Annotated in this window: 20 protein-coding genes and 1 riboswitch; of the genes, 12 read left to right on the forward strand and 8 right to left on the reverse strand. The window is 73.2% G+C overall.

All coding sequences use genetic code 11. The annotated features are described in order from the left end of the window. From H9I49_RS07020 to H9I49_RS07030, 3 genes are all read right to left on the reverse strand, one after another. On the reverse strand, positions 1 to 860 hold an 860-nt coding region (locus H9I49_RS07020), incomplete at its 3' end, for a glycerate kinase (protein ID WP_188029666.1). Between the two features lie 79 nt (positions 861 to 939). Further along, positions 940 to 2,031 (reverse strand): S-adenosylmethionine:tRNA ribosyltransferase-isomerase, encoded by a 1,092-nt coding sequence (locus tag H9I49_RS07025; RefSeq protein WP_188029667.1) that lies wholly within the window; start codon positions 2,029 to 2,031, stop codon positions 940 to 942. Further along, complete coding sequence (locus H9I49_RS07030; RefSeq protein ID WP_255523770.1) at positions 2,028 to 2,777, reverse strand: SDR family oxidoreductase; 750 nt, start codon at positions 2,775 to 2,777, stop codon at positions 2,028 to 2,030. The genes H9I49_RS07025 and H9I49_RS07030 overlap by 4 nt, the downstream gene beginning before the upstream one ends. Before the next feature lie 216 nt (positions 2,778 to 2,993). Between H9I49_RS07030 and nadA the strand changes: the two genes are divergently transcribed. Then, positions 2,994 to 4,196: a quinolinate synthase NadA gene (gene nadA, locus H9I49_RS07035; RefSeq protein ID WP_188029669.1), complete on the forward strand. Its 1,203-nt coding sequence runs from the start codon at positions 2,994 to 2,996 to the stop codon at positions 4,194 to 4,196. Positions 4,197 to 4,202: 6 nt separating this feature from the next. After that, positions 4,203 to 4,994, forward strand: a complete 792-nt coding sequence (locus H9I49_RS07040) for a metallophosphoesterase family protein (RefSeq protein ID WP_188029670.1) — start codon at positions 4,203 to 4,205, stop codon at positions 4,992 to 4,994. Positions 4,995 to 4,997: 3 nt separating this feature from the next. Here H9I49_RS07040 and H9I49_RS07045 read toward each other — a convergent pair whose 3' ends face one another. Further along, on the reverse strand, positions 4,998 to 6,362 hold the full coding sequence (locus H9I49_RS07045) for a dipeptidase (RefSeq protein WP_188029671.1): 1,365 nt from the start codon (positions 6,360 to 6,362) through the stop codon (positions 4,998 to 5,000). Positions 6,363 to 6,455: 93 nt separating this feature from the next. On the opposite strand from H9I49_RS07045, the gene H9I49_RS07050 reads away from it, so the two are divergent. The 3 genes from H9I49_RS07050 (at position 6,456) to H9I49_RS07060 (ending at position 8,537) form a co-directional block, all read left to right on the forward strand. Beyond that, positions 6,456 to 7,265, forward strand: coding sequence for a methyltransferase domain-containing protein (locus H9I49_RS07050; protein WP_223128447.1), 810 nt, complete (start codon positions 6,456 to 6,458; stop codon positions 7,263 to 7,265). A 42-nt stretch (positions 7,266 to 7,307) separates the two neighbouring features. After that, entirely contained in the window at positions 7,308 to 7,886 is a 579-nt protein-coding gene (locus H9I49_RS07055; protein WP_188029672.1) for a protein-L-isoaspartate O-methyltransferase, read from the forward strand. Positions 7,887 to 7,955: 69 nt separating this feature from the next. Beyond that, a complete protein-coding gene (locus tag H9I49_RS07060; protein ID WP_188029673.1) occupies positions 7,956 to 8,537 on the forward strand; it encodes a DUF3043 domain-containing protein in 582 nt (193 codons plus the stop codon). A 4-nt stretch (positions 8,538 to 8,541) separates the two neighbouring features. Here the strand turns inward: H9I49_RS07060 and H9I49_RS07065 are convergent, their stop codons facing one another. Together H9I49_RS07065 and H9I49_RS07070 are read right to left on the reverse strand one after the other, a co-directional pair. Next, the gene (locus H9I49_RS07065) at positions 8,542 to 9,927 is read right to left on the reverse strand and encodes a serine hydrolase domain-containing protein (protein WP_188029674.1); all 1,386 of its coding nucleotides are present in this window, start codon (positions 9,925 to 9,927) and stop codon (positions 8,542 to 8,544) included. Beyond that, positions 9,924 to 10,139 carry a hypothetical protein gene (locus tag H9I49_RS07070; protein WP_188029675.1) on the reverse strand — a complete coding sequence of 72 codons (216 nt, stop codon included), beginning with the start codon at positions 10,137 to 10,139 and terminating at the stop codon, positions 9,924 to 9,926. Before H9I49_RS07070 ends, H9I49_RS07065 begins: the two co-directional genes overlap by 4 nt. Positions 10,140 to 10,201: 62 nt before the next feature. Next, positions 10,202 to 10,315, forward strand: a riboswitch (cobalamin riboswitch). A 102-nt stretch (positions 10,316 to 10,417) separates the two neighbouring features. Here H9I49_RS07070 and H9I49_RS07075 point away from each other — a divergent pair. Genes H9I49_RS07075 through H9I49_RS07100 form a run of 6 tightly spaced genes read left to right on the forward strand, consistent with a single transcriptional unit; the run spans position 10,418 to position 16,114 of the window. Beyond that, positions 10,418 to 11,194, forward strand: a complete 777-nt coding sequence (locus tag H9I49_RS07075; RefSeq protein ID WP_370587465.1) for an SCO2322 family protein — start codon at positions 10,418 to 10,420, stop codon at positions 11,192 to 11,194. A gap of 23 nt (positions 11,195 to 11,217) precedes the next feature. Next, complete coding sequence (locus H9I49_RS07080) at positions 11,218 to 12,294, forward strand: energy-coupling factor transporter transmembrane component T (protein WP_188030405.1); 1,077 nt, start codon at positions 11,218 to 11,220, stop codon at positions 12,292 to 12,294. Further along, a complete protein-coding gene (locus H9I49_RS07085) occupies positions 12,291 to 13,913 on the forward strand; it encodes an ABC transporter ATP-binding protein (RefSeq protein WP_188029677.1) in 1,623 nt (540 codons plus the stop codon). The genes H9I49_RS07080 and H9I49_RS07085 overlap by 4 nt, the downstream gene beginning before the upstream one ends. Continuing rightward, positions 13,910 to 14,752: an ECF transporter S component gene (locus H9I49_RS07090; RefSeq protein ID WP_188029678.1), complete on the forward strand. Its 843-nt coding sequence runs from the start codon at positions 13,910 to 13,912 to the stop codon at positions 14,750 to 14,752. The genes H9I49_RS07085 and H9I49_RS07090 overlap by 4 nt, the downstream gene beginning before the upstream one ends. Then, positions 14,749 to 15,339: a bifunctional adenosylcobinamide kinase/adenosylcobinamide-phosphate guanylyltransferase gene (locus H9I49_RS07095; RefSeq protein ID WP_188029679.1), complete on the forward strand. Its 591-nt coding sequence runs from the start codon at positions 14,749 to 14,751 to the stop codon at positions 15,337 to 15,339. The genes H9I49_RS07090 and H9I49_RS07095 overlap by 4 nt, the downstream gene beginning before the upstream one ends. Next, on the forward strand, positions 15,332 to 16,114 hold the full coding sequence (locus H9I49_RS07100; protein ID WP_188029680.1) for an adenosylcobinamide-GDP ribazoletransferase: 783 nt from the start codon (positions 15,332 to 15,334) through the stop codon (positions 16,112 to 16,114). The genes H9I49_RS07095 and H9I49_RS07100 overlap by 8 nt, the downstream gene beginning before the upstream one ends. A gap of 50 nt (positions 16,115 to 16,164) precedes the next feature. On the opposite strand, the gene H9I49_RS07105 is transcribed toward H9I49_RS07100, so the two are convergent. Then, positions 16,165 to 16,950: a hypothetical protein gene (locus H9I49_RS07105; RefSeq protein WP_188029681.1), complete on the reverse strand. Its 786-nt coding sequence runs from the start codon at positions 16,948 to 16,950 to the stop codon at positions 16,165 to 16,167. After that, positions 16,947 to 18,194 carry a Mur ligase family protein gene (locus H9I49_RS07110; RefSeq protein ID WP_188029682.1) on the reverse strand — a complete coding sequence of 416 codons (1,248 nt, stop codon included), beginning with the start codon at positions 18,192 to 18,194 and terminating at the stop codon, positions 16,947 to 16,949. Before H9I49_RS07110 ends, H9I49_RS07105 begins: the two co-directional genes overlap by 4 nt. Positions 18,195 to 18,335: 141 nt before the next feature. On the opposite strand from H9I49_RS07110, the gene H9I49_RS07115 reads away from it, so the two are divergent. Beyond that, the gene (locus H9I49_RS07115) at positions 18,336 to 19,469 is read left to right on the forward strand and encodes a P1 family peptidase (protein ID WP_223128448.1); all 1,134 of its coding nucleotides are present in this window, start codon (positions 18,336 to 18,338) and stop codon (positions 19,467 to 19,469) included. The last annotated feature ends 5 nt before the right edge of the window (positions 19,470 to 19,474 follow it).

Consider the following 19,474-nt stretch of genomic DNA (forward strand, 5'->3'; position numbering starts at 1 on the left):
CCGACGGCGTCGAGGACGGCCTCGACGCCGGAGACCCGGCGCCCACCGAGCAGGTGCAGCGCGTAGCCCAGGCCGCCGGCGGCACCGGCCCCCGGCTCACGCTCGGGCTTGAGGAGCGTGCCGGTCAGCAGGTCCCTCGCGGGCGGACGCACGCGCGCGACGACGCTCGCGAAGTGCCCGAGCGCGCTCTCGAGGCGCTGCGCGTCCTCCTCGCTGGCGCCCTTCTGCGGGGCGAACACGGCGCTCGCCCCCTTGAGCCCCAGCAGGGGCGAGTCGACGTCGCTGGCGATGACGAGGTCGACGCCACGGAGGCGGTCCCGGGCGGCGTCCAGTCCTGCGAGGTCCTCCGCCGTCGTCGCCTCGAGGGCGAGACCGCCGCGCGCGAGGCGTGCCGCGGGGCCGACGCCCAGCGCAGCGAGCAGTCCCGCGCCCGCGTCGTTGGTGCCCGACCCCCCGAGCCCGATGACGACGCGGCGCGCGCCGGCGTCGAGGGCCGCGAGCAGCAGTGTCCCTACGCCGGCCGTCGTGGCCCGGGTGGGGTCTCGCTCGTCCGGTGCCAGCAGGTGCAGCCCGGCGGCCTGCGCCGACTCCACGTATGCCGTTCGCCCGCCCGCGCCGGTCGTCAGCAGGATCGTGCCCGGGACCTCGCGGCCGAGCGGGTCCGTCGTGACGACCGCGACGATCTCGCCATCGAGGTTGTCGGCCAGGACGTCGACGAAGCCCGGGCCTCCGTCGGACAACGGCACGAGGGTGAGTCGGTCGTGCGGTGCAGAGCGAGCCCAGCCGTCGGCCATCGCGGCGGCGGCCTGGCTCGCCGTGAGGGTTCCGGTGTAGCAGTCCGGGGCGATGATGACGTGCACGGCCGCATCTTCGCATCCGCGCTGGGTCGAGGTGGTGGTCGAGGTGGTGGTCGAGGTGGTGGTCGAGGTGGTGGCCGGCTCAGCGGGTCGGGAGGAACAGGCCGGCGTCGCCGAACTCGTGCCAGAGGTAGCGGTGCGCCACCGCCTCGTCGTACGCCCGCTGGGTGAGGGCGGCACCGGCGACCGACTCGACGAGGAGCAGGTGCGAGGCATCCGGGTTGTGCCAGCCGGTGATGAGCCCGTCGACGACGCGCGCGGGGCGGTCGGGCGAGATCACGACGTCCGTCCAGCCTGCCGCCGCGTGCACGGTGCCGCTCTCGTCGGCCGCCGACTCGATGGCGCGGGTCGCCGTGGTGCCCACGGCGACGACGCGTGCGCCGCGGGTGCGCACATGGTTGACGAGCGCCGCAGTGCCGCCCGACACGGCGAACCGCTCGGGCTGTGGCGCCTCGCCGGCCTCCTGCGACGACAGTCCGGTGTGCAGCGTGACCGGTGCGATGTGGATGCCGGATGACACGAGCCGTGTCACGAGCTCGGGCGTGAACGGCCTTCCCGCGCTCGCCATCTCCGCACTGCCCGGCAGCTGGGCGAAGACCGTCTGGTAGTCCGCGACCGGGAACCGTTCACGGAGGTAGCCGTAGGCGACCGGTCGCCCGTGCTGCTCCAGGTGTCCGGGGAGCACGCAGTCCTCGAGCTCCACGGCGCGCCAGAGCCGGTTGCCGTGACCGGTTGGCGACGAGTCGGGGCGCGGGTAGGGCGACTCGAGCCGGAGCCGAGGGCCGCCCTCCGCCAGCTCGACGACGTCGCCCTCTGCCGCGTCGAGCACCGGGCGCGCGGCGTCCGGCGCGGTCCGCAGCTCGATCACCCAGGTGCAGTCGTCGAGCTCCGTCGCGACGTGCACGACGACTGGCCCACGCCCCCGTACCCGTCCGTCGACCTCACCGGCCACGGTCGCCGAGTTGTTGACGAGGAGGAGGTCTCCCGGGCGGAGGTGGTCGCCGAGGTGGTCGAAGGTCGTGTGCGCGACGGCGGTGCCGGCCGTGGTCCCGGACGCCACGAGCAGCCGTATGCCGTCGCGCCGCAGTCCGCGGGCCTCCGGCGGTGCGTCGGCGGTCAGGTCGCCGGTCTCGCGGAACACGGTGTGCGGCACGTGCCCGAGAGACGTCGTCACGAGGCCACCCCCGGCGCGACCGCGTTCGGGATGCCGCTCGTGGTGTCGGCCAGCAGGTCCGCGGCTCGGTAGCGGCCGCTCGGCGGACGGGCGTCGAGCAGGGCGAGGATCCCGGGCACGGCGACGTCCTCAGGGAGCGGCCGGTCGCTGATGTCCTCCCCTGCGAACGCGGCCTGGTGCATCGCCGTGCGCATGTCACCCGGGTCGACGGCATACAGGTGGATGGTGGGGGTCTCGGCTGCCAGGGTCAGGGTGAGGTGGTCCAGCGCTGCCTTGGAGGCGCCGTAGCCGCCCCACGTCTCGTAGTGCTCGACCGCGGCGTCGGACGACACGTCGATGACCGTGCCCGCCGCCGTCTCCAGCACGGGCAGCAGCGAGCGGACCAGCGCGTGGGGGGCCAGCACGTTCACGGCGAGCACGGCCGCGAGGTCCTCGGACGTGAGGTCGCGCACCGCCCGCAGGGGCACGGGGCCGAGGGTGCTCGCGTTGTTGACGAGCAGGTCGAGGCCGGACGGACCGGTCACCTCGGTGGCCACGTCGACCACCTCGTCCCGGTGCACGGAGTCGCTGACGTCACCGGCGAGGCCGACGACCACGTGGCCGTGACGGCGCAGCGAGTCGACGGCGTTGGCCAGGGCGGACGCGTCGCGCGCGGTGACCACGAGGTCCCAGCCCCTGGCCGCGAGGGCCTCGGCCAGGGCTCGTCCCAGGCCTTGGGTGGCTCCGGTGATGGTCGCGGTGGGCATCATGACTCCTTGGGTCGTGAGGTATATGCCCACAGCCTCAGACATCAAGTCGACTTGAAGTCAACCCCCTTCTCTGCCCCAACCCACAGACACACCGAACAACGCGGGACACACCGCGATCGGATGCGGGTGCGTCGAGAACTCCTCGGTGTGTTGCGGGGTCGGCGGACCGGAGCCGCGGCGCAGGGACCCCGCCGGGCGGCATACGATCTGGGCATGACGACGGCACCGGCACCACTCCCCCTCCTCGTGCTCGGCCAGGGCACCGACCTGCGCACCGAGCGCGGCGTCGAGTGCCCCGGTGACCTGCCCGCGCCGTCCGACCCCGGGCTGGTCGAGCGTGCCCGCGCCGCCAAGGCCGCCCTCGGCGACTCCGTCTTCGTGCTCGGGCACCACTACCAGCGCGACGAGGTCATCGAGTTCGCCGACGTCACGGGCGACTCCTTCAAGCTCGCGCGCGACGCTGCGGCCCGCCCCGACGCGCCCCACATCGTCTTCTGCGGCGTCCACTTCATGGCCGAGTCCGCGGACATCCTCACCAGCGACGAGCAGACCGTGATCCTGCCCGACCTCGCCGCAGGCTGCTCGATGGCCGACATGGCCGCGATCGCCCAGGTCGAGGACTGCTGGGACCAGCTCGCCGCCGCGGGCATCGCCGCCCGGACGATCCCCGTCACGTACATGAACTCCTCGGCCGCGATCAAGGCGTTCACCGGCCGCCACGGCGGCACCATCTGCACGTCGTCCAACGCCCGCACCGCCCTCGAATGGGCCTACGGGCAGGTGGGCGGTGTCGACGGCACCGGCAAGGACGCAGGCAAGGTGCTCTTCCTGCCCGACCAGCACCTGGGACGCAACACCGCGGTGCGCGAGCTCGGCCTCTCCCTCGACGACTGCGTCCTGTGGGACCCGCACCGCCCCAACGGCGGCCTCACCCGCGAGCAGCTCGCGAACGCCCGGATGATCCTGTGGCGCGGGCACTGCTCGGTGCACGGTCGCTTCTCCGTCGAGGCCGTCGAGGCCGCTCGCCGCGAGATCCCGGACGTCAAGGTCATCGTGCACCCCGAGTGCCGCCACGAGGTCGTCGAGCTCGCCGACGAGGTCGGGTCCACCGAGAAGATCATCCAGACGATCGCGGCCGCACCCGACGGGACGTCCTGGGTCGTGGGTACCGAGCTCAACCTCGTGCGCCGACTCGCGAAGCAGTTCCCGAACCAGCGGATCGCCTTCCTCGAGAAGAACGTCTGCTACTGCTCGACCATGAACCGCATCGACCTGCCACACCTGGTGTGGGCACTCGAGTCCCTCGTGGACGGGCGCGTCGTCAACCCGATCCACGTCGACCCGACCGTGGCCGCCGAGGCCCGCGCCGCTCTCGACCGGATGCTCGCCCTGCCCGGCAAGACCCACAAGGACTGACGACTGGTGCAACCCGCTCCGCGCGACCCTTGCGGACCACTTCACAAGGTCGCCGTCGTCTCCGACGTGCACGGCAACGTCACCGCGTACGAAGCCGTGCTCGCGGACATCGCCCGCCGTGGCATCGAGCACGTCGTCAACCTCGGCGACGTCATCGGCAAGGGACCCCGCGGGTCGGAGTGCATCCGCCTGAGCAAGGAGCGGTGCGCGGTCACGGTGCGCGGCAACTGGGACGCGTTCATCGCCCGCGACGACGCGCAGGCGTGGGGGCACGCCCAGTGGGTGCGCGACGGCCTCTCCCCCGCCGAGCTGACCTGGCTCGCCCAGCTGCCCAACGTCCACGAGCTCGTCCTGAGCGGCCAGCCGATCCGCTTCTTCCACGCGTCACCGGTCGGCGAGTTCACGCGTGTCTTCGCCCCCACGACCGAGGCCGAGCACCGGGCGTTCGCCGCGCAGACGACGTTCACCGGTGACGGTCCCGTGCCGACGATCGTCGGCTACGGCGACATCCACGGCGCCTACCTCTCCGTCGACTACGGCATCACCGTCTTCAACGCAGGCTCGGTCGGCAACGCCCTCGACGCACCCGGCGCGCCCTACGTCGTCCTCGAGGGCACGCTGCCGAGACCCGGGGAGACCGACCCACCGGGCCACGTCGGCATCACGTTCGTCCGGGTGCCCTACGACGTCGAGGCCGAGATCGCGGTCGCCGAGGAGCTCGGCATGCCGGGCGTCGAGGCGTACGCCCTCGAGCTGCGCGAGCAGCGGTACCGCGGGTCGGCGCTGCCCGCCTCGTGAGCGTCAGCGCTGCAGGGCGCCCAGTCGCGCGAGGAAGACGGCCTCGGCCACGCACACCTTCTCGAACTCGCCCAGGTGCAGCGACTCGTTGGCGCCGTGGGCCCGCGTGTCCGGGTCCTCGACACCGGTGACGATGATCGACGCGTCCGGGAAGCGCGCCGAGAAGTCGGAGATGAACGGGATCGACCCGCCCACCCCCATGTCGACGGGCTCCGTGCCCCACGCATCGGTGAACGAGGCACGTGCCTCGTCGTACACAGGGCCGTCGGCGTCGGCCGCGAACCCCGAGCCGTGCTCCTCGAGCTCGACGGTGAGGCGGGCACCCCACGGGGCGTTGGCCTCCAGGTGTTCGCGCACCCGGTCGAAGGCGACGAGCGGGTCCTGTGTGGGTGCCAAGCGCACCGAGATCTTGGCGGCAGCCTTGGCTGAGAGCGTGTTCGAGGCCTTGTCGATCGTGGTCGCGTCGATGCCGATCGTCGTGATGGACGGCTTGTTCCAGAGGCGGGACAGGATCGAGCCGGAGCCGATGAGTGAGACGTCGTCGAGCAGTCCCGACTCCTCGCGGAAGCGCTTCTCGTCGTAGTCGATGTCGGCCGCCTCGCCGGCGTCGAGACCCACGACGGCGACGTTGCCGTCATCGTCGTGCAGCGAGGCCAGCAGGCGCACGAGCGCCGTGACGGCGTCCGGAGCGGCGCCGCCGAACATGCCGGAGTGGACCGAGTGGTCGAGCGTCTGGACGCGCACCACGACGCGTATGCCTCCGCGCAGCGTCGTCGTCAGGGCCGGCGTGCCGATGTCCCAGTTGCCCGAGTCGGCGATGACGATGGCGTCGGCCGCGAGACGGTCGCCGTGCTTCTCCAGGATCGTGCCGAGCGACGGTGAGCCTGACTCCTCCTCGCCCTCGACGAAGACGGTCACGCCGACGGGCAGGTTGCCGGCGTGGGCACGCAGCGCGGCGACGTGGGCCATGACGCCGGCCTTGTCGTCGGCGGCCCCCCTGCCGTAGAGGCGCCCGTCTCGCTCCTGGGGTTCGAACGGCGCGCTGTCCCAGTCGGCGTCGTCGCCGGGAGGCTGCACGTCGTGGTGCGCGTAGAGCGTCACGGTGGGCGCACCCTCGGGACCGTCGACGTGGCCGATGACGGCTGGGCGGCCGCCTTCGACGACGACCTCGACGTCGAGGCCCTCCCGGCGCAGCAGCTCGGCGACGGCCTCGGCGCTGCGCGCGACCTGACTCTGGTCGAACGACGACGCGGAGACGCTCGGGATGCGCACGAGGTCCTCGAGGTCGGCCCGCACCTGCGGCATGAGGTCGGCCACGCGGTCGCGGATCTGCTGGATCGTGTCGGGGGTGAGGGCGGCGTCAGTCACGTGCCGACCCTACCCACCCGTGGACCGTCCCTCAGACCGAGCCGCCCCGCGCGCCCGAGCTCGTCCGTCGTCCCCTATGGGTAGGTTCGCGGCGTGGGAGACAACGCTTTCGTGTCCGGGCAGGAGCCCTGGCTCGAACGGCTGGGCAACCTGCGCAACGTCGTGCGCCAGGAGCTGGTGACGCGCCAGCTCGCAGCCCACCTCCCCCGCGGCCCCCTGCGCGTCCTCGACGTGGGCGCCGGCCAGGGCACCCAGGCGCTCCGGCTCGCCCGACTCGGTCACTCGGTGACGGCGGTGGAGCCCGACGCGCGGATGCGGGCCGCGTTCGAGCAGGCCGCCCGTGGGCTCACGACCGGTCAGCGCGAGCACATCACGCTCGTCGCGACCGACCTCGCCGGGCTCGCGAGCGTCACGCGGCCCACGGCATACGACGTCGTGATGTGCCACGGCGTGCTCATGTACCTTCCCGAGAGCCGTGCCGCCGTCGCCGCCCTCGCCCGCCGCGTCGCGCCGGGTGGCGTCGTGTCGATCGTGGCCCGCAACGGCGACGCCATGGCGTGGCGACCGGCGCGTCGGCACGACTGGGCGGGCACGCTCGCGATGCTCGACGAGATGCGCATCGCAGCCGCCGAGGGCCGGGATGCCCGCTACCGCAACGAGATCGGCGTAGCTGCTCGCGCCGACACCCTCGCCTCGCTGACGACCGACTGCGAGGCACACGGGCTCGACGTGGCCCAGTGGTACGGCATCCGCGTCGCGAGCGACGACGTGCCCGTCGACGAGCCGGCGCCGCAGGGCGACGAGCTGGAGACCCTGCTCGATGTCGAGGAACGGCTCGGCGCGACCGACCCGTACCGCGCGCTGGGCACCCTGCTCCACGTCGTCGCCCGTCCGCGAGGGTGATCGGGACGTGAACACGGTGGCGGGTCGTGCTTGACTCGACGGATGGGCACGGCTGACGCGGTGGACGGGGCCTTCCGGGCGGTCCCGCGCGCGCGTTTCCTCCCCCGGCTCTCGCGCCCCCGGGCCCGTCACGACGTCCCCATCCTCATCGGGCACGGCCAGACGAACTCCCAGCCGCGCACGGTGGCCGACATGCTGCACCTCCTCCAGGTCCAGCCCGGACAGCGGGTGCTCGACGTCGGCTCAGGGTCCGGCTGGACGACCGCACTGCTCGCGCACCTCACCGGGCCGACCGGTGAGGTCGTCGGCGTCGAGCTCGAGCCCGACCTCGTGCGCTGGGGCGCCGCGAACCTCGCGAGCGTGCGGATGCCGTGGGCCCGCATCCAGGCACCGGCAGCCGGCGTGCTCGGAGACCCTGACCACGCCCCCTGGGACCGCATCCTCGTGTCCGCCGAGGCGACCGCGCTGCCGCAGGCGCTCGTGGACCAGCTCGGCGAGCCCGGTCGTCTCGTCGTCCCCGTCTCGGGATGGATGACCCTCGTCGTGCGCGCCGGTGGCGTGGTGACGACGAGCACCCACGGCCGGTACCGGTTCGTCCCTCTGCGCGAGGTTCCGGGCTGACGGGCGGAGTCCAGGCGTGCTCCGTGGGCGCGATTCCGGGCCGCGCGCCGTTCGGCTTAGAGTGTGTCCGTGTTCGGACGCAAGAAGACCCTCAACGACGAGCTGGCCGCCCAGGTGGAGGCCGATCAGGCCGCGCGCCCCGGCGCGAAGAACCGGCCCACGCCCAAGCGCCGTGACCAGGAGGCCCTCAACAAGCGCCCGCTCATCGTCACCGACCGCAAGGCCGCGGGCAAGCAGGACAAGACGGCCCGCCGCGAGGCGATGGCCAAGCAGCGGGCCGGCATGCTCGTCGGCGACGAGAAGTACCTCCCCGTCCGCGACAAGGGCCCACGTCGGCGCTTCATCCGCGACTCGGTCGACGCCCGGTGGAACATCGGGGAGTTCATGCTCCCGATCATGCTCATCGTGCTGCTGCTCAGCTTCGTCCGCACGAGCTGGGCGCTGCTGCTCGTGTTCGTCCTCGTCTACGGGCTCATCCTCGTGGCGATCGGCGACGCGGTGCTCATGTGGCGTCGCACCCGCCGCAAGGTCGAGGCCAAGTTCGGCCAGGCCGAGAAGGGTGACGCCTGGTACGCGATCATGCGCGCCTTCCAGATGCGCCGCACCCGCATGCCGAAGCCGCAGGTGGGCCGCGGAGACCACCCCGCCTGACGGTTCAGAGCTGCAGGTCGGCGAACGCAAGCGGCGCCCGCGTCACGGCGTACGTCGCGAAGTAGAGCCGCTCGACGGACCCGTCGGCGGCTCTCACCACCTCGAGCACCTCGCCGGCCTCGCGTCCGTCGACGGCGCGGTAGCGGTCGGTCCCCTCGGCGGAGTACCGCGTCTCCGACAGCGGCTCGTCGTCGGCGAGCCGCGACCACAGCTGGCCGTCGCGCACGAAGAAGGTGATCGGCGACCCCTCGGACCACCACAGGCCGAGGAGCTCATCGAGCTCCGGTCGCGGGGCCTCGGGCACCCAGGCGCTCGCCAGTGAGGGCTCGGCGTCAACGACCGCCTCGACGAGGTCGGTCGCGAGCCCGAGCGTCAGGGCGCCCGACGTGGCGTTGGCGAAGACGATGGCGCCGACGCCCTCCTTGCGGCGGACCCGCAGCCCGGTGAGGAAGCCGGGCATCGCGCCGCCGTGGCCGACGTAGACCCGGTCGCCGCGTCGGCCCATCCCGAACCCGAGGCCGTAGGCGCCGCTCCAGGCGTCGACGTCGGTCATGATGAGCGGCCGGCACATCTCGTCGAGCGTCTCGGGCCGCACGACCCGGTCGTCAGGGCTCGCGACGTACGCGGCGTAGCGCGCCATGTCCGCGACGGTCGACCAGAGGCCACCGAGCGGAGCGGTCGCGTTGAGCGTGAAGAGCGGCTCCTCCCGCGCCGTCCCGGCGTACGGGTCGACCTGGTAGCCGACGGCGCGGTCGTCCCCAGGCGTCAGCCCGGTGCGGGTCATCCCGAGGGGTTCGAGCACCCGCTCACGCACGACGTCCTCCCACTCCTGCCCGGTGACCTTCTCGACGACCTGGCCGAGCAGGCCGTACGCGAGGTTGGAGTAGTGGAACGCATGGTGCGGGGGCAGCACCTGCTCGGCGTGCTCGACGCCGGCGAGGAACGCCTCACGGTCCGGGGCCACGAGGCTCTCCCAGATGTTGCCTACCGGCTCACGCTGCAGCCCCGAGGCGTGGGCGAGCATCTGCCGCAAGGGAACCCGCGCGTGCCTCGTGCCAACGAGGTACTCCTCCAGCGTGTCGTCGAGCGAGAGCCTGCCCTCGTCACGCAGTGACATGACCGCCAGAGCGGTGAACGTCTTCGTGACGGAGCCGATCATGAACTGCGTGTCGTCGCCGGCCGGCACCGGATCGGCGCCGAGGCGGGCCGCCCCGACGTGGGCCGACCACACGAGGGCGTCGCCGCGCACCACGCCGACGCTGACGCCGGGTGAGCGCCAGCTGCGCTGGGCCGTGACGACACGGCCCAGCAGGTCCCGCTCGAGCCCCGCGGAGAGCCCGGCGGACGGCCCCACCCCCGTGCCGGGTGCCGTGTGCGCCGCGCCGCTCACTCCGCCGCCCGCAGGCTCATCGGCCCGTAGACGACGATGCCGTTCTCGCGGAGCGTGACGGCTTCGACCCCGGCGGCGAGCAGGTCGCGCCAGGACTCGCCGAGGTAGCTCTCGGCGTCGCTCTGGGTCGGGAAGCCGGTGGTCGTCAGGGCCTCCCCCTCCATCGTCTCTCCGTGGGCGTCGAGGAACAGCCAGGACCAGTCAGCGCTCATGCCGTCACCCTAGTTGGCGGGCCGCGCCACGCGTTTGACGGCTGACCCGCCCGCGTGCCACGGTTCGCTTAACCGAAGGACGACGGGGCAAGCCGGTGAGACTCCGGCGCTGACCCGCAACCGTGATGCCGCCCTCCGTCGCCGTGAGGCCCGGGGTGACCAGCCGGAAAACCCGCGTCCTCCCGGCTCCCCTGTCAGTCTGTCGTGGAATGCGGACCGGAGTCACCAGCCGGGCCGGCTCCAGACCCGACACGGTGTCCGACCGCGAGGAGGAAACCGTGTCCCTTGCCTCTCGTGCCCGTCGAGCTCCGCTCCGGGTCGTGCTCGCCGCGCTCGTCGCGGCATGCCTCTCGGCCCTGACGGTCGCTCCGGCCCACGCCGCCGCCTACCGCTTCTGGGGCTTCTACCAGCTCACCGACGGCGCGTGGACCTTCGCGCAGAAGGGCCCCGACCAGACCGTCCCGGCCGACGGCTCGGTCGACGGCTGGCGGTTCGCGGTCGGCGACGAGGCCTCGACGCGTTTCCCGCGCGGCGTGCTCACGTTCGAGCAGCTCTGCGGCTCGACGCCTGCCCAGGACGGCAAGAAGCGCGTCGGTCTCGTCGTCGACTTCGGCCGCTCCGCCGACTCCGCAGACGGCGCCACGCCGCCCGAGCCCAAGGCAGTCTGCGCAGTCGTCGACAAGGACGCGACGAGCACCGCCGTGCTGGCCACTGCCGGTGACGTCCGGGCGGAGAAGGGCCTCGTCTGCGGTGTCGCCGGGTACCCCACGACCGACTGCGGCGGTGCCGTCAAGGAGGTCAGCGCAGAAGCCAAGGCGCCCGACCAGCCGGTCGCCATCGCGGCACCGGCCGAGACGACGGCTGCCACGACGGCCGCCACGACGGCCGCCCCGGCCCCGAGCACGGGCGGCACGGACACGAACGTGCCGGGCACGTCGGTCACGGCCGAGTCGGGCACGAATGTCGCGGCATACGTCATCGCTGCGCTCGCGCTGCTCGCACTTCTCGGCTACCTCGTCGCCCGATCGCGCTCGCGCGCCCGTCAGGACGGCTGAGACCGGGAGCGACGACCAGCGTGATGCAGCATCGTGCGAGGCTCCAGCACCCCGCGGCCTGGTGGCTGTGGGGGCTCGGGCTCGCCACGGCCGCGTCGCGCACGACGAACCCCGTGCTCCTGCTCCTCGTGATCGGGGTCTGCGTCGTGGTCGTGACGGAGCGCCGCGACCCCGCGACGGCCAACCCGCTGCCGGCGTTCCTCGTCATCGGCGCGGTCATCGTGGCCTTCCGGGTCGCCATGACGGCGCTGCTCGGCAACGGCATCGCGGGGCAGACCGTGCTCGTGACGCTTCCGCGCGTGCCGCTGCCCGAGTGGGCGGCCAGTGTCCGGATGGGTGGTCCGGTCACGCTCGAGTCCCTGCTGTACGCCGTCTACGACGCGCTCCGTCTGGCCGCCATCCTCGCGTGCCTGGGTGCCGCCAACGCGCTCGCGAGCCCACGACGCCTGCTGCGCTACCTGCCGGCCACGCTCTACGACGTCGGCACCGCGGTCGTCGTGGGCCTGACCTTCGCCCCCCAGCTGCTCACCGATGCCCGGCAGGTCCGTGCGGCCCGGACGCTCCGCGGCCGCGACGGTCGCGGTGTCCGCGAGATGGCCCGCCTGACGGTCCCTGTCCTGGAGACGGCCTTCGAGCGTTCGCTCGGGCTCGCCGCGTCGATGGAGTCGAGAGGCTACGGCCGCGTCGTGCGGTCGACGGCCGCCACCCGGCGCACGGCGACAGGGCTTGCCCTCGCCGGTCTCGTCGGGGTGCTCGCCGGTCTCTACGGCCTCCTCGACGCCTCGGCCGGTGGCGTCCTCGGCCTGCCCGTCCTCGTGCTCGGCGTATTGCTCGCGGCGTCGAGCCTCGTCGTCGGTGCCTCGCGCGACCGGAGGTCCGGTCATCGCCGGGACGGATGGGCGTGGACCGAGTCGATGACCGTCGTCGCCGGCGCCGCCCCGGGCGCGGTCCTCGTCGTCGCCTCCGTGCTCGGCTGGGACGGCGTCGTGCCCAGCCAACAGGCGCAGCTCCCGGAGGTGCCGCTCCTCGCGGTCGTCGCCGTGCTCGTGGCCGCCGCCCCGGCGTGGTTCACGCCGCGTCCGAGGGAGATGGCCTCATGATCAGCTTCCGGCACGTCTCGGTGCAGTACGCCGACGCCGCCACTCCCAGCCTGCGCGACGTCACGCTCGAGATCCCCGAGGGCGAGCTGGTCCTCGTCGTCGGCCCGACGGGCAGCGGCAAGTCGACCCTGCTGCGCACTATTAACGGGCTGGTCCCGCACTTCAGCGGCGGCACCCTGACGGGGCGGGTCACGGTCGACGGCCTCTCCACGGACGAGCACCGGCCGCGTGACCTCGCGACGGTCGTCGGTCTCGTCGAGCAGAACCCCTCGTCGACGTTCGTCACCGACGTCGTGGAGGACGAGGTGGCCTACGGCATGGAGACGATGGGGCTCGACTCGACGACCATCCGCCGCCGCGTCGAGGAGACGCTCGACCTGTTCGGTCTCACGCCGTTGCGCGCACGCTCCCTGACGACGCTCTCCGGCGGGCAGCAGCAGCGCGTCGCGATCGCGGCACTCTTCGCGGCAGGACCACGCGTGCTCGTGCTCGACGAGCCCACCTCGGCGCTGGATCCGGTTGCGGCCGAAGAGGTTCTCGCGTCGCTCCACCGCATCGTCCACGACCTCGGGGTCACGGTGGTGCTCGCCGAGCACCGTCTCGAGCGGGTGGTCCACCACGCCGACCGGGTGGTCCTCGTCGACGACGGTCACGTCTCCGAGCTCCTCGACCCGGCCGAGGCCATGCGTCAGTCGCAGATCTACCCGCCCGTCGTGGGGCTGTCGCGGCTCGCCGGCTGGTCACCGACACCGCTGTCGATCCGCGACGCGCGGCGCCGGGCCGCGACCCTGCGCGACGACCTCGGTTCGCGCGAGCACTCCCAGGTTGCTGCCCTGCGTGCCATCGGGCCTCAGGATGCCGTCAGGGTCTCCGGCATCCGGGTCTCGCGCGGGAGCCGGGTCGTCCTCGACGGGGTCGACCTGTCCGTCGGGCGCGGGTCCGTCACGACGCTCATGGGCCGCAACGGCGCCGGCAAGTCGACCCTCCTGGGGGCCATCGCAGCCCAGCACCGGCTGACCTCGGGCCGGGTCACGCTCGGCGCAAGCGCCGTCAACCCGCACACCACGCCACCGCGTGAGCGCGTGCGCACGGTGGGTCTCGTGCCGCAACAGCCCGAGCTGCTCATCTACGCCGACTCCGTGGCGGCCGAGTGCGCGGCGGCCGACGCGGACTTCGCGGCCGCTCCCGGGACCACAAGCTCCCTCCTCGACCGCATCTCCGGCGGCGTCGAGCCCACGACACACCCGCGCGACCTGTCCGAGGGCCAGCGGCTCGAGCTCGCCCTCTCCGTCATCCTCGCCGGCTCCCCGGAGGTGCTCCTGCTCGACGAGCCGACGCGCGGCCTCGACTACGGGGCGAAGAAGCGGCTCGGTGAGGTCCTCACCGAGCTCGCCGCGCGCGGCACGACGGTCCTGCTCGCGACGCACGACGTGGAGCTCGCAGCCGAGGTGGCGGACCGGGTCGTCATCCTCGCCGACGGCGAGGTCGTCACCGACGGGCCCGCGCGTGACGTCCTTGCCTCGTCGCCGGCCTTCGCCCCGCAGGTGACGAAGGTCCTGCTCCCCCAGACCTGGCTGACGGTCGCCGAGGTGGCGGCCGCGCTCGGGAGGCCGGCGTGACCGGCCGGCGGGTCATCCCGCTGCGCTGGCCGGCCGTCGTCGCCGTGACGGTGGTCGGGCTGGTCGGGCTCGTCGCCTTCACCTGGCCGTTCTTCGTCACCGGCGACTTCGCCCGCGACCACGGCAACGACGCGCCGTGGCTCTTCGCGGTCCTGCTCGGCCTGCTCGCCGTGGTCTGCCTCGCGGAGGTGACAGCCGGGCGCCTCGACGCCAAGACCATCGCCGTCCTCGGCGTCGCGGCGGCCGCCGGGGGCGCCCTGCGGCTGCTCAGCGCGGGCACCGCGGGGCTCGAGCCGATGTTCTTCGTGGTCATCGTCGCGGGATGCGTGCTCGGCCCGGGCGTCGGCTTCGTGTCCGGAGCGCTCGCCGTCACGACGGGTGCCCTCCTCACGGGTGGGGTGGGACCGTGGCTGCCGTTCCAGATGATCTGCGCGGGCGGAATCGGGCTGGGCGCCGGGCTCCTCCCGGCCCGAGCGGGTGGTCGCGTGGAGCGGTGGGTGCTCGCGGCGTACGCCCTCGTCACCGGACTCGCGTACGGCCTGCTCATGAACCTGTGGTTCTGGCCGTTCCTGGGCGCCAACGCGCCGACCGGGATGGGCTTCGTGCCAGGCGCGCCGCTCCTCGACAACCTCGGCCACTACGGCCTCTTCTACCTGACGACCTCGCTCGGCTGGGACCTTCCCCGCGGCCTTCTCAACGCCCTTCTCGTCCTCTCCGCTGGTCCAGCCCTGCTGCGGGTCTTCCGGCGGGCCGCACGGCGCGCGGCGTTCGGCGCCCCGGTCGTCTTCGCGCCGCCCGAGACCCCTGCCTCGCTCCAGGACACGAGGGGCCGACCATGAGGGCAGTGGCCCGCACCACGACCCTCGTGACAGGCCCCGTGCGCAGCGGCAAGAGTCGTCACGCCGAGGACCTCCTGGGGGATAGCCACTCGGTCACCTACGTCGCGACCGGGCGCCGGGCCGACCCGAGTGACCCCGAGTGGAGCCGCCGCGTCGCGAGCCACCAGGTCCGCCGACCGGAGTCGTGGCGCACGGTCGAGACCGTCGACGTGGCGGGGGTCGTCGACGCCGCGACCGGCCCGGTGCTCGTCGACTGCCTCGGCACCTGGCTCACGGCTGTCGTGGACGAAACCGGCTGGGACGACCTCGTCGCGGCTGCCACCACGGTTCGTGACGCCAGCGCGCTGCTCATCGAGTCCCTCTGTGCCGCGTGCGTACCCGTCGTCGTCGTGACCAACGAGGTCGGCTGGTCCCTCGTCCCCACCACGGCATCGGGGCGGTTCTTCCAGGACGAGCTCGGTCGCCTCAATGCCGCGGTGGCGGCGGTGGCAGCCCACGTCCACCTGGTCGTGGCGGGTCGGGTCCTCGACCTCAGCAGCGCCCCGGTCGTGCCCCTCGAGCCGCGGCCCGGGACGCTCGATGCGTGACGCGTGGCGGCTCGCCGTCGGGACCTTCACTGCGCTTCGCACCCCTCCCCCTCGACACGTCGACGACCGCGTGCTGGGGCGCGCCATGCTGCTCGCCCCCGTCACCGCCCTCCCGGCCGCTCTCGTGTGGGCCGTGCTCGGTGTCCTCGTGGGCGCCGGCCTCGTGCCACCTCTCGTGGCCGCCGTCCTCGCCGTGCTCACCACGGCCCTCGTGTCACGAGCCCTGCACCTCGACGGGCTGGCCGACCTTGCCGACGGGCTGACGTCCGGCCACGACCCGACACGGTCGCTGGAGGTCATGCGTCGTGGCGACACCGGCCCGGCCGGTGCGGCAGCCCTCGTGCTCGTGCTGCTGCTCGAGGTCGCATGCCTCGCCTCCCTGCTCGGGTCGCCGACCGGCATCGCGCTCACGATCGCCGCCCTCGTCGCGAGCCGGCTGGCGTGCGCGGTGTGCGCGCGGGACGGCATACCCCCGGCGCGCGCGGAGGGCCTGGGTCAGGGAGTCGCCGGCACGGTGTCGCGGCCGCATCTCGTGGGCCTCGTCGCCGCGGTCGTCGTCGTGGCCGGTGCCGTGGGGATCCTCTTCCTCGGTGGTCCGTCCGCGGCCCTCGGCCTCGCGGCCGTCGTCGTCGCAGCGGTCGCCTCGGCGGTCGTCGCGCGCCGGCACGCGGTGCGACGCCTGGGAGGTGTCACGGGCGACGTCATCGGCGCGGCCATCGAGGTCTCGCTCGCCGTGGCACTCGTCGCCGCTTCGGTCATCGCGTCACTCGGCTGAGCCGCCAGCGGCCCCGCGCCGAGTGGCCGCGTCTCGTGGCCCCCGCCGGGTCAGCCACGCAGGCGGGCGGCCAGCGGCTTCGGCAGTCGGCTGCGCCAGTCGGAGCGTGGGGCCTCGCGCCGGGTGTCGGCGATGCGTTCGACGCGGGCCCGCTCGACCGACCCGGAGCGGAGGGTGGGCCACGCCTCCTCGCGGCCGGTGGCGCGGGCCAGCACGAGGTCGGCGAGCTCGGGGTTCAACGCGAGGAGCGGACCGTGCAGCCGAGTGCCCATCACGGAGCCGGCCAGAACGCCCTCCGCTACGGCGCCGTCGGCCTCCTGCGTCCGGTTGCCGGCTCCGATCTCGAGCCTGAACAGCGGCCGGGCGCCGTCCTCGCGCACCGTGCGCAGGTCGTTGGCCTCCCAGCCGACCAGGGCCGGCAGGTCGAGCGAGGGGTCAGGGTGAGTCACGACCGTGCCCGTCGACTCGGACGCCGGGTGCACCGTGACGGGGACGAGACCGAGACCCTCGTGTCGGGAGCCTGACGCGTCGACCCACGTGCGGGCGACGGCGTCGAGGCCGGCATCGACGGCGAAGAGCACCGCGCCGTCCGCGACGCGAGCCGCGAGGTCGGTCGACGCCAGGGCCTCGACGAGCGCTCCCACTCCCCCTCGACCGGTGCCGCCGACGAGGTACACGTCGGCCTCCACGAAGGAGTCGGCGCGGTCGACCGTGAGGGTCTCGACCGTGAGGTCACGCGCGGCCCCGCGACGCACGAGCGCAGCGGCGTTCGCCTCGTCGGCCGCCGCGACCGTCGCCAGGGGGAAGAGCGTCGCGACCGTGAGTGCCCGGCTCAACGGGTGCCTCCTCGGAGGTGCTTGGAGATGCGTCGGAACGCCGGGTAGTTGCACGCGACGATCACCTCGCCGGACGCGTGCCGGCGTAGCGCCGACTCGAGGTCCGGCGCCTCGACGACGTCGGCGCCGAAGGACTCGAGGATCGCGACGGCGTCCGCCGTGCGACCGCCCGTGACGGCCACCCGCTGACCCGCGAGGCGCTCGAACGGCGCCTCCCACATCGTCGCCGTGTCCTTCGGTCCGAACGGGTCGACGGCGACGACGAGCGGCCGGTCCGTCGAGACGACGACGTCGATCGCCTCCGCCCACCCGGCGGGGTTCTTCAGCATGAGCAGGCGCGCGGAGTGGTCGCCGACCCGGTACGGCGCGTAGCGGCCGTCGACGTCGGCGACGGCGCTGACGCGCTCGGCCGCCGTGTCGACGTCGACCCCGAGCGCGTCCGCGGCGGCCAGTGCGAAGGCTCCCCCGACCGGGCCCGTCCGCCCGGGCACGGTGACCTCGATGCGCGTGCGGGCACCCGCGTGCTCGACGGCCCAGCCGTCACCGTCGGGGACGACCTTCCAGTCGGGTTCGGGCCGGGATCGCCGGCACCCGGGGCAGCTCCACGAGTCGTCAGAGAAGTCCTGCACGGTCCCGCACGCCGGGCAGATGAGCGCGTCGCCGCGCCAGTAGAGGCCTCCGCTGACGCCGACCCGCCGCGGCGCCGTCTCGAACGCCCAGCTGACGAGGGGGTCGTCGACGTTGACGATGGCCACGCAGTCCTCGGGCAAGCCGGCCGCCGTGCGACGCCAGTGCTCGAGCGTGCTCTTCAGGGAGACACCTCGCGTGTACTCGCGCGAGCTGTTGAGCACGACGACGGCCTTGGGTCGCGTGCCGCGCGCCACCGGCTCGAGGTAGACCTCGTCGACCTCAAGGGCTGCGAGCGGCGACACACGGTCGCTCGAGAGCGCGGTGACGATGCCGTCGGTCATGTTGGCGCCGGTCGTGTTGCTGACGACCGCGCCGCCGGGCGAGATCGCCGCAGCGACGAGCGCCGTCACGGTGCTCTTGCCGTTGGTGCCGGTGACGAGAACGCTGCGGCGGTCACCCCCCACCGCACGCAGCACCTGTGGGTCGACCCGCAGGGCCAGCCGGCCTCCGATCATCGAACCCGAACCCTTGCCCAGGGCTTGCGAGAGCCGTCCCGCCAGCCGTCCCGTGGCCAGCGCCAGGCGGGCACGGAGCGGATCGCGTGCGTCAGTCAAAACGGGTTACCCTTCTCGACGTCGTGGCCGGGCCGAGGCCGCCTGCGTCGGGCGACCGCTCGATGACATGCCAGATCGATCAGCCAGATGCTATCCGCAGCACCGGCCCCGCCGGCCCGCGGGGGACGAGGAGGAGACCGCGTGCGAGCCGCCGATGTCGGGATCGAGATCGGGACCGGCTGCTCGGGTCCACTCAACGCCATCACCGACGTGGAGGGGGTTCGCGTCGGGTACAGCACGATCGTCCACGGCGAGGGTGACCTCCTGGTCGGGCAGGGTCCCGTCCGCACCGGCGTCACCGTCATCCGGCCCCACGGCGGACGTGCGTCGACCGAGCCCGTGTTCGCCGGCTACCACCGGCTCAACGGCTTCGGCGAGCTGACCGGCCTCGAGTGGCTCCACGAGTCGGGCATGCTCTCGAGCCCCATCGCGCTGACCAACACCGACAGCGTCGGCATCGTGCGCGACTCGCTCATCGCCCGCGAGACCCGGCTCCCGGGCCGGATGCCGATCATGCTCCCGGTCGTCGGCGAGACGTGGGACGGCATCCTCAACGACATCAGCGGCCAGCACGTGACCCGGGAGCACGTGTACGCCGCCTTCGACGACGCGCGCACGGGCCCCGTCGCGGAGGGCAACGTCGGCGGTGGCACCGGCACGCAGTGCTACGGCTTCAAGGGCGGCACGGGCACGGCGTCCCGCGTCGTCGACCTCGGCCACCGGCACTTCACGATCGGCGTCCTCGTCCAGGCCAACCACGGCGACCGCAAGCACTTCGAGGTCAACGGCGTGCCCGTCGGGCACGTCCTGACGAAGAAGGCCGTGCCGTTCCCGCGCATGTCCGAGATCACCCGCGTGCCGCCACCGGGCACGGGCTCGGTGCTCGCCGTCGTCGCGACGGACGCGCCCCTGCTGCCTCACCAGCTCAACCGTCTCGCCCAGCGCGCCGGTCTCGGCATCGCGAAGTTCGGCGCCCGTGGCGACAACTACTCCGGCGACCTCATGATCGCCTTCTCCACCGCCGCGCACGGCATGCCCGACCAGGGTCCAGGTGCCCGAACACAGATCGGCATGCAGGTCGAGATGCTCGCGCTCGAGTACTTCGACGCCCTGTTCGGCGCTGTCATCGAGGCGACCGCGGAGGCGATCCTCAACGCCATGCTCCAGGCCGAGACGATGACCGGCCGCGACGGCCTGACGGTCCACGCCCTCGACGGCGAGCGGCTCGCCGCGCTCCTCGACCGCCACGGCCGCCGCCGCTTCGCCCTGCACTAGCAGGC

It is taken from the genome of Terrabacter sp. MAHUQ-38 (genome assembly GCF_014518425.1).
Taxonomy (GTDB): domain Bacteria; phylum Actinomycetota; class Actinomycetes; order Actinomycetales; family Dermatophilaceae; genus Terrabacter.

Coding starts and splice junctions, on each gene's coding strand:
- H9I49_RS07030 (WP_255523770.1), bottom strand. CDS start 2,777: ATGCCCACCGCGACCATCACCGGAGCCACCCAAGGCCTGGGACGAGCC.
- nadA (WP_188029669.1), top strand. CDS start 2,994: ATGACGACGGCACCGGCACCACTCCCCCTCCTCGTGCTCGGCCAGGGC.
- H9I49_RS07055 (WP_188029672.1), top strand. CDS start 7,308: ATGGGCACGGCTGACGCGGTGGACGGGGCCTTCCGGGCGGTCCCGCGC.
- H9I49_RS07070 (WP_188029675.1), bottom strand. CDS start 10,139: ATGAGCGCTGACTGGTCCTGGCTGTTCCTCGACGCCCACGGAGAGACG.
- H9I49_RS07080 (WP_188030405.1), top strand. CDS start 11,218: ATGCAGCATCGTGCGAGGCTCCAGCACCCCGCGGCCTGGTGGCTGTGG.
- H9I49_RS07085 (WP_188029677.1), top strand. CDS start 12,291: ATGATCAGCTTCCGGCACGTCTCGGTGCAGTACGCCGACGCCGCCACT.
- H9I49_RS07095 (WP_188029679.1), top strand. CDS start 14,749: ATGAGGGCAGTGGCCCGCACCACGACCCTCGTGACAGGCCCCGTGCGC.
- H9I49_RS07100 (WP_188029680.1), top strand. CDS start 15,332: ATGCGTGACGCGTGGCGGCTCGCCGTCGGGACCTTCACTGCGCTTCGC.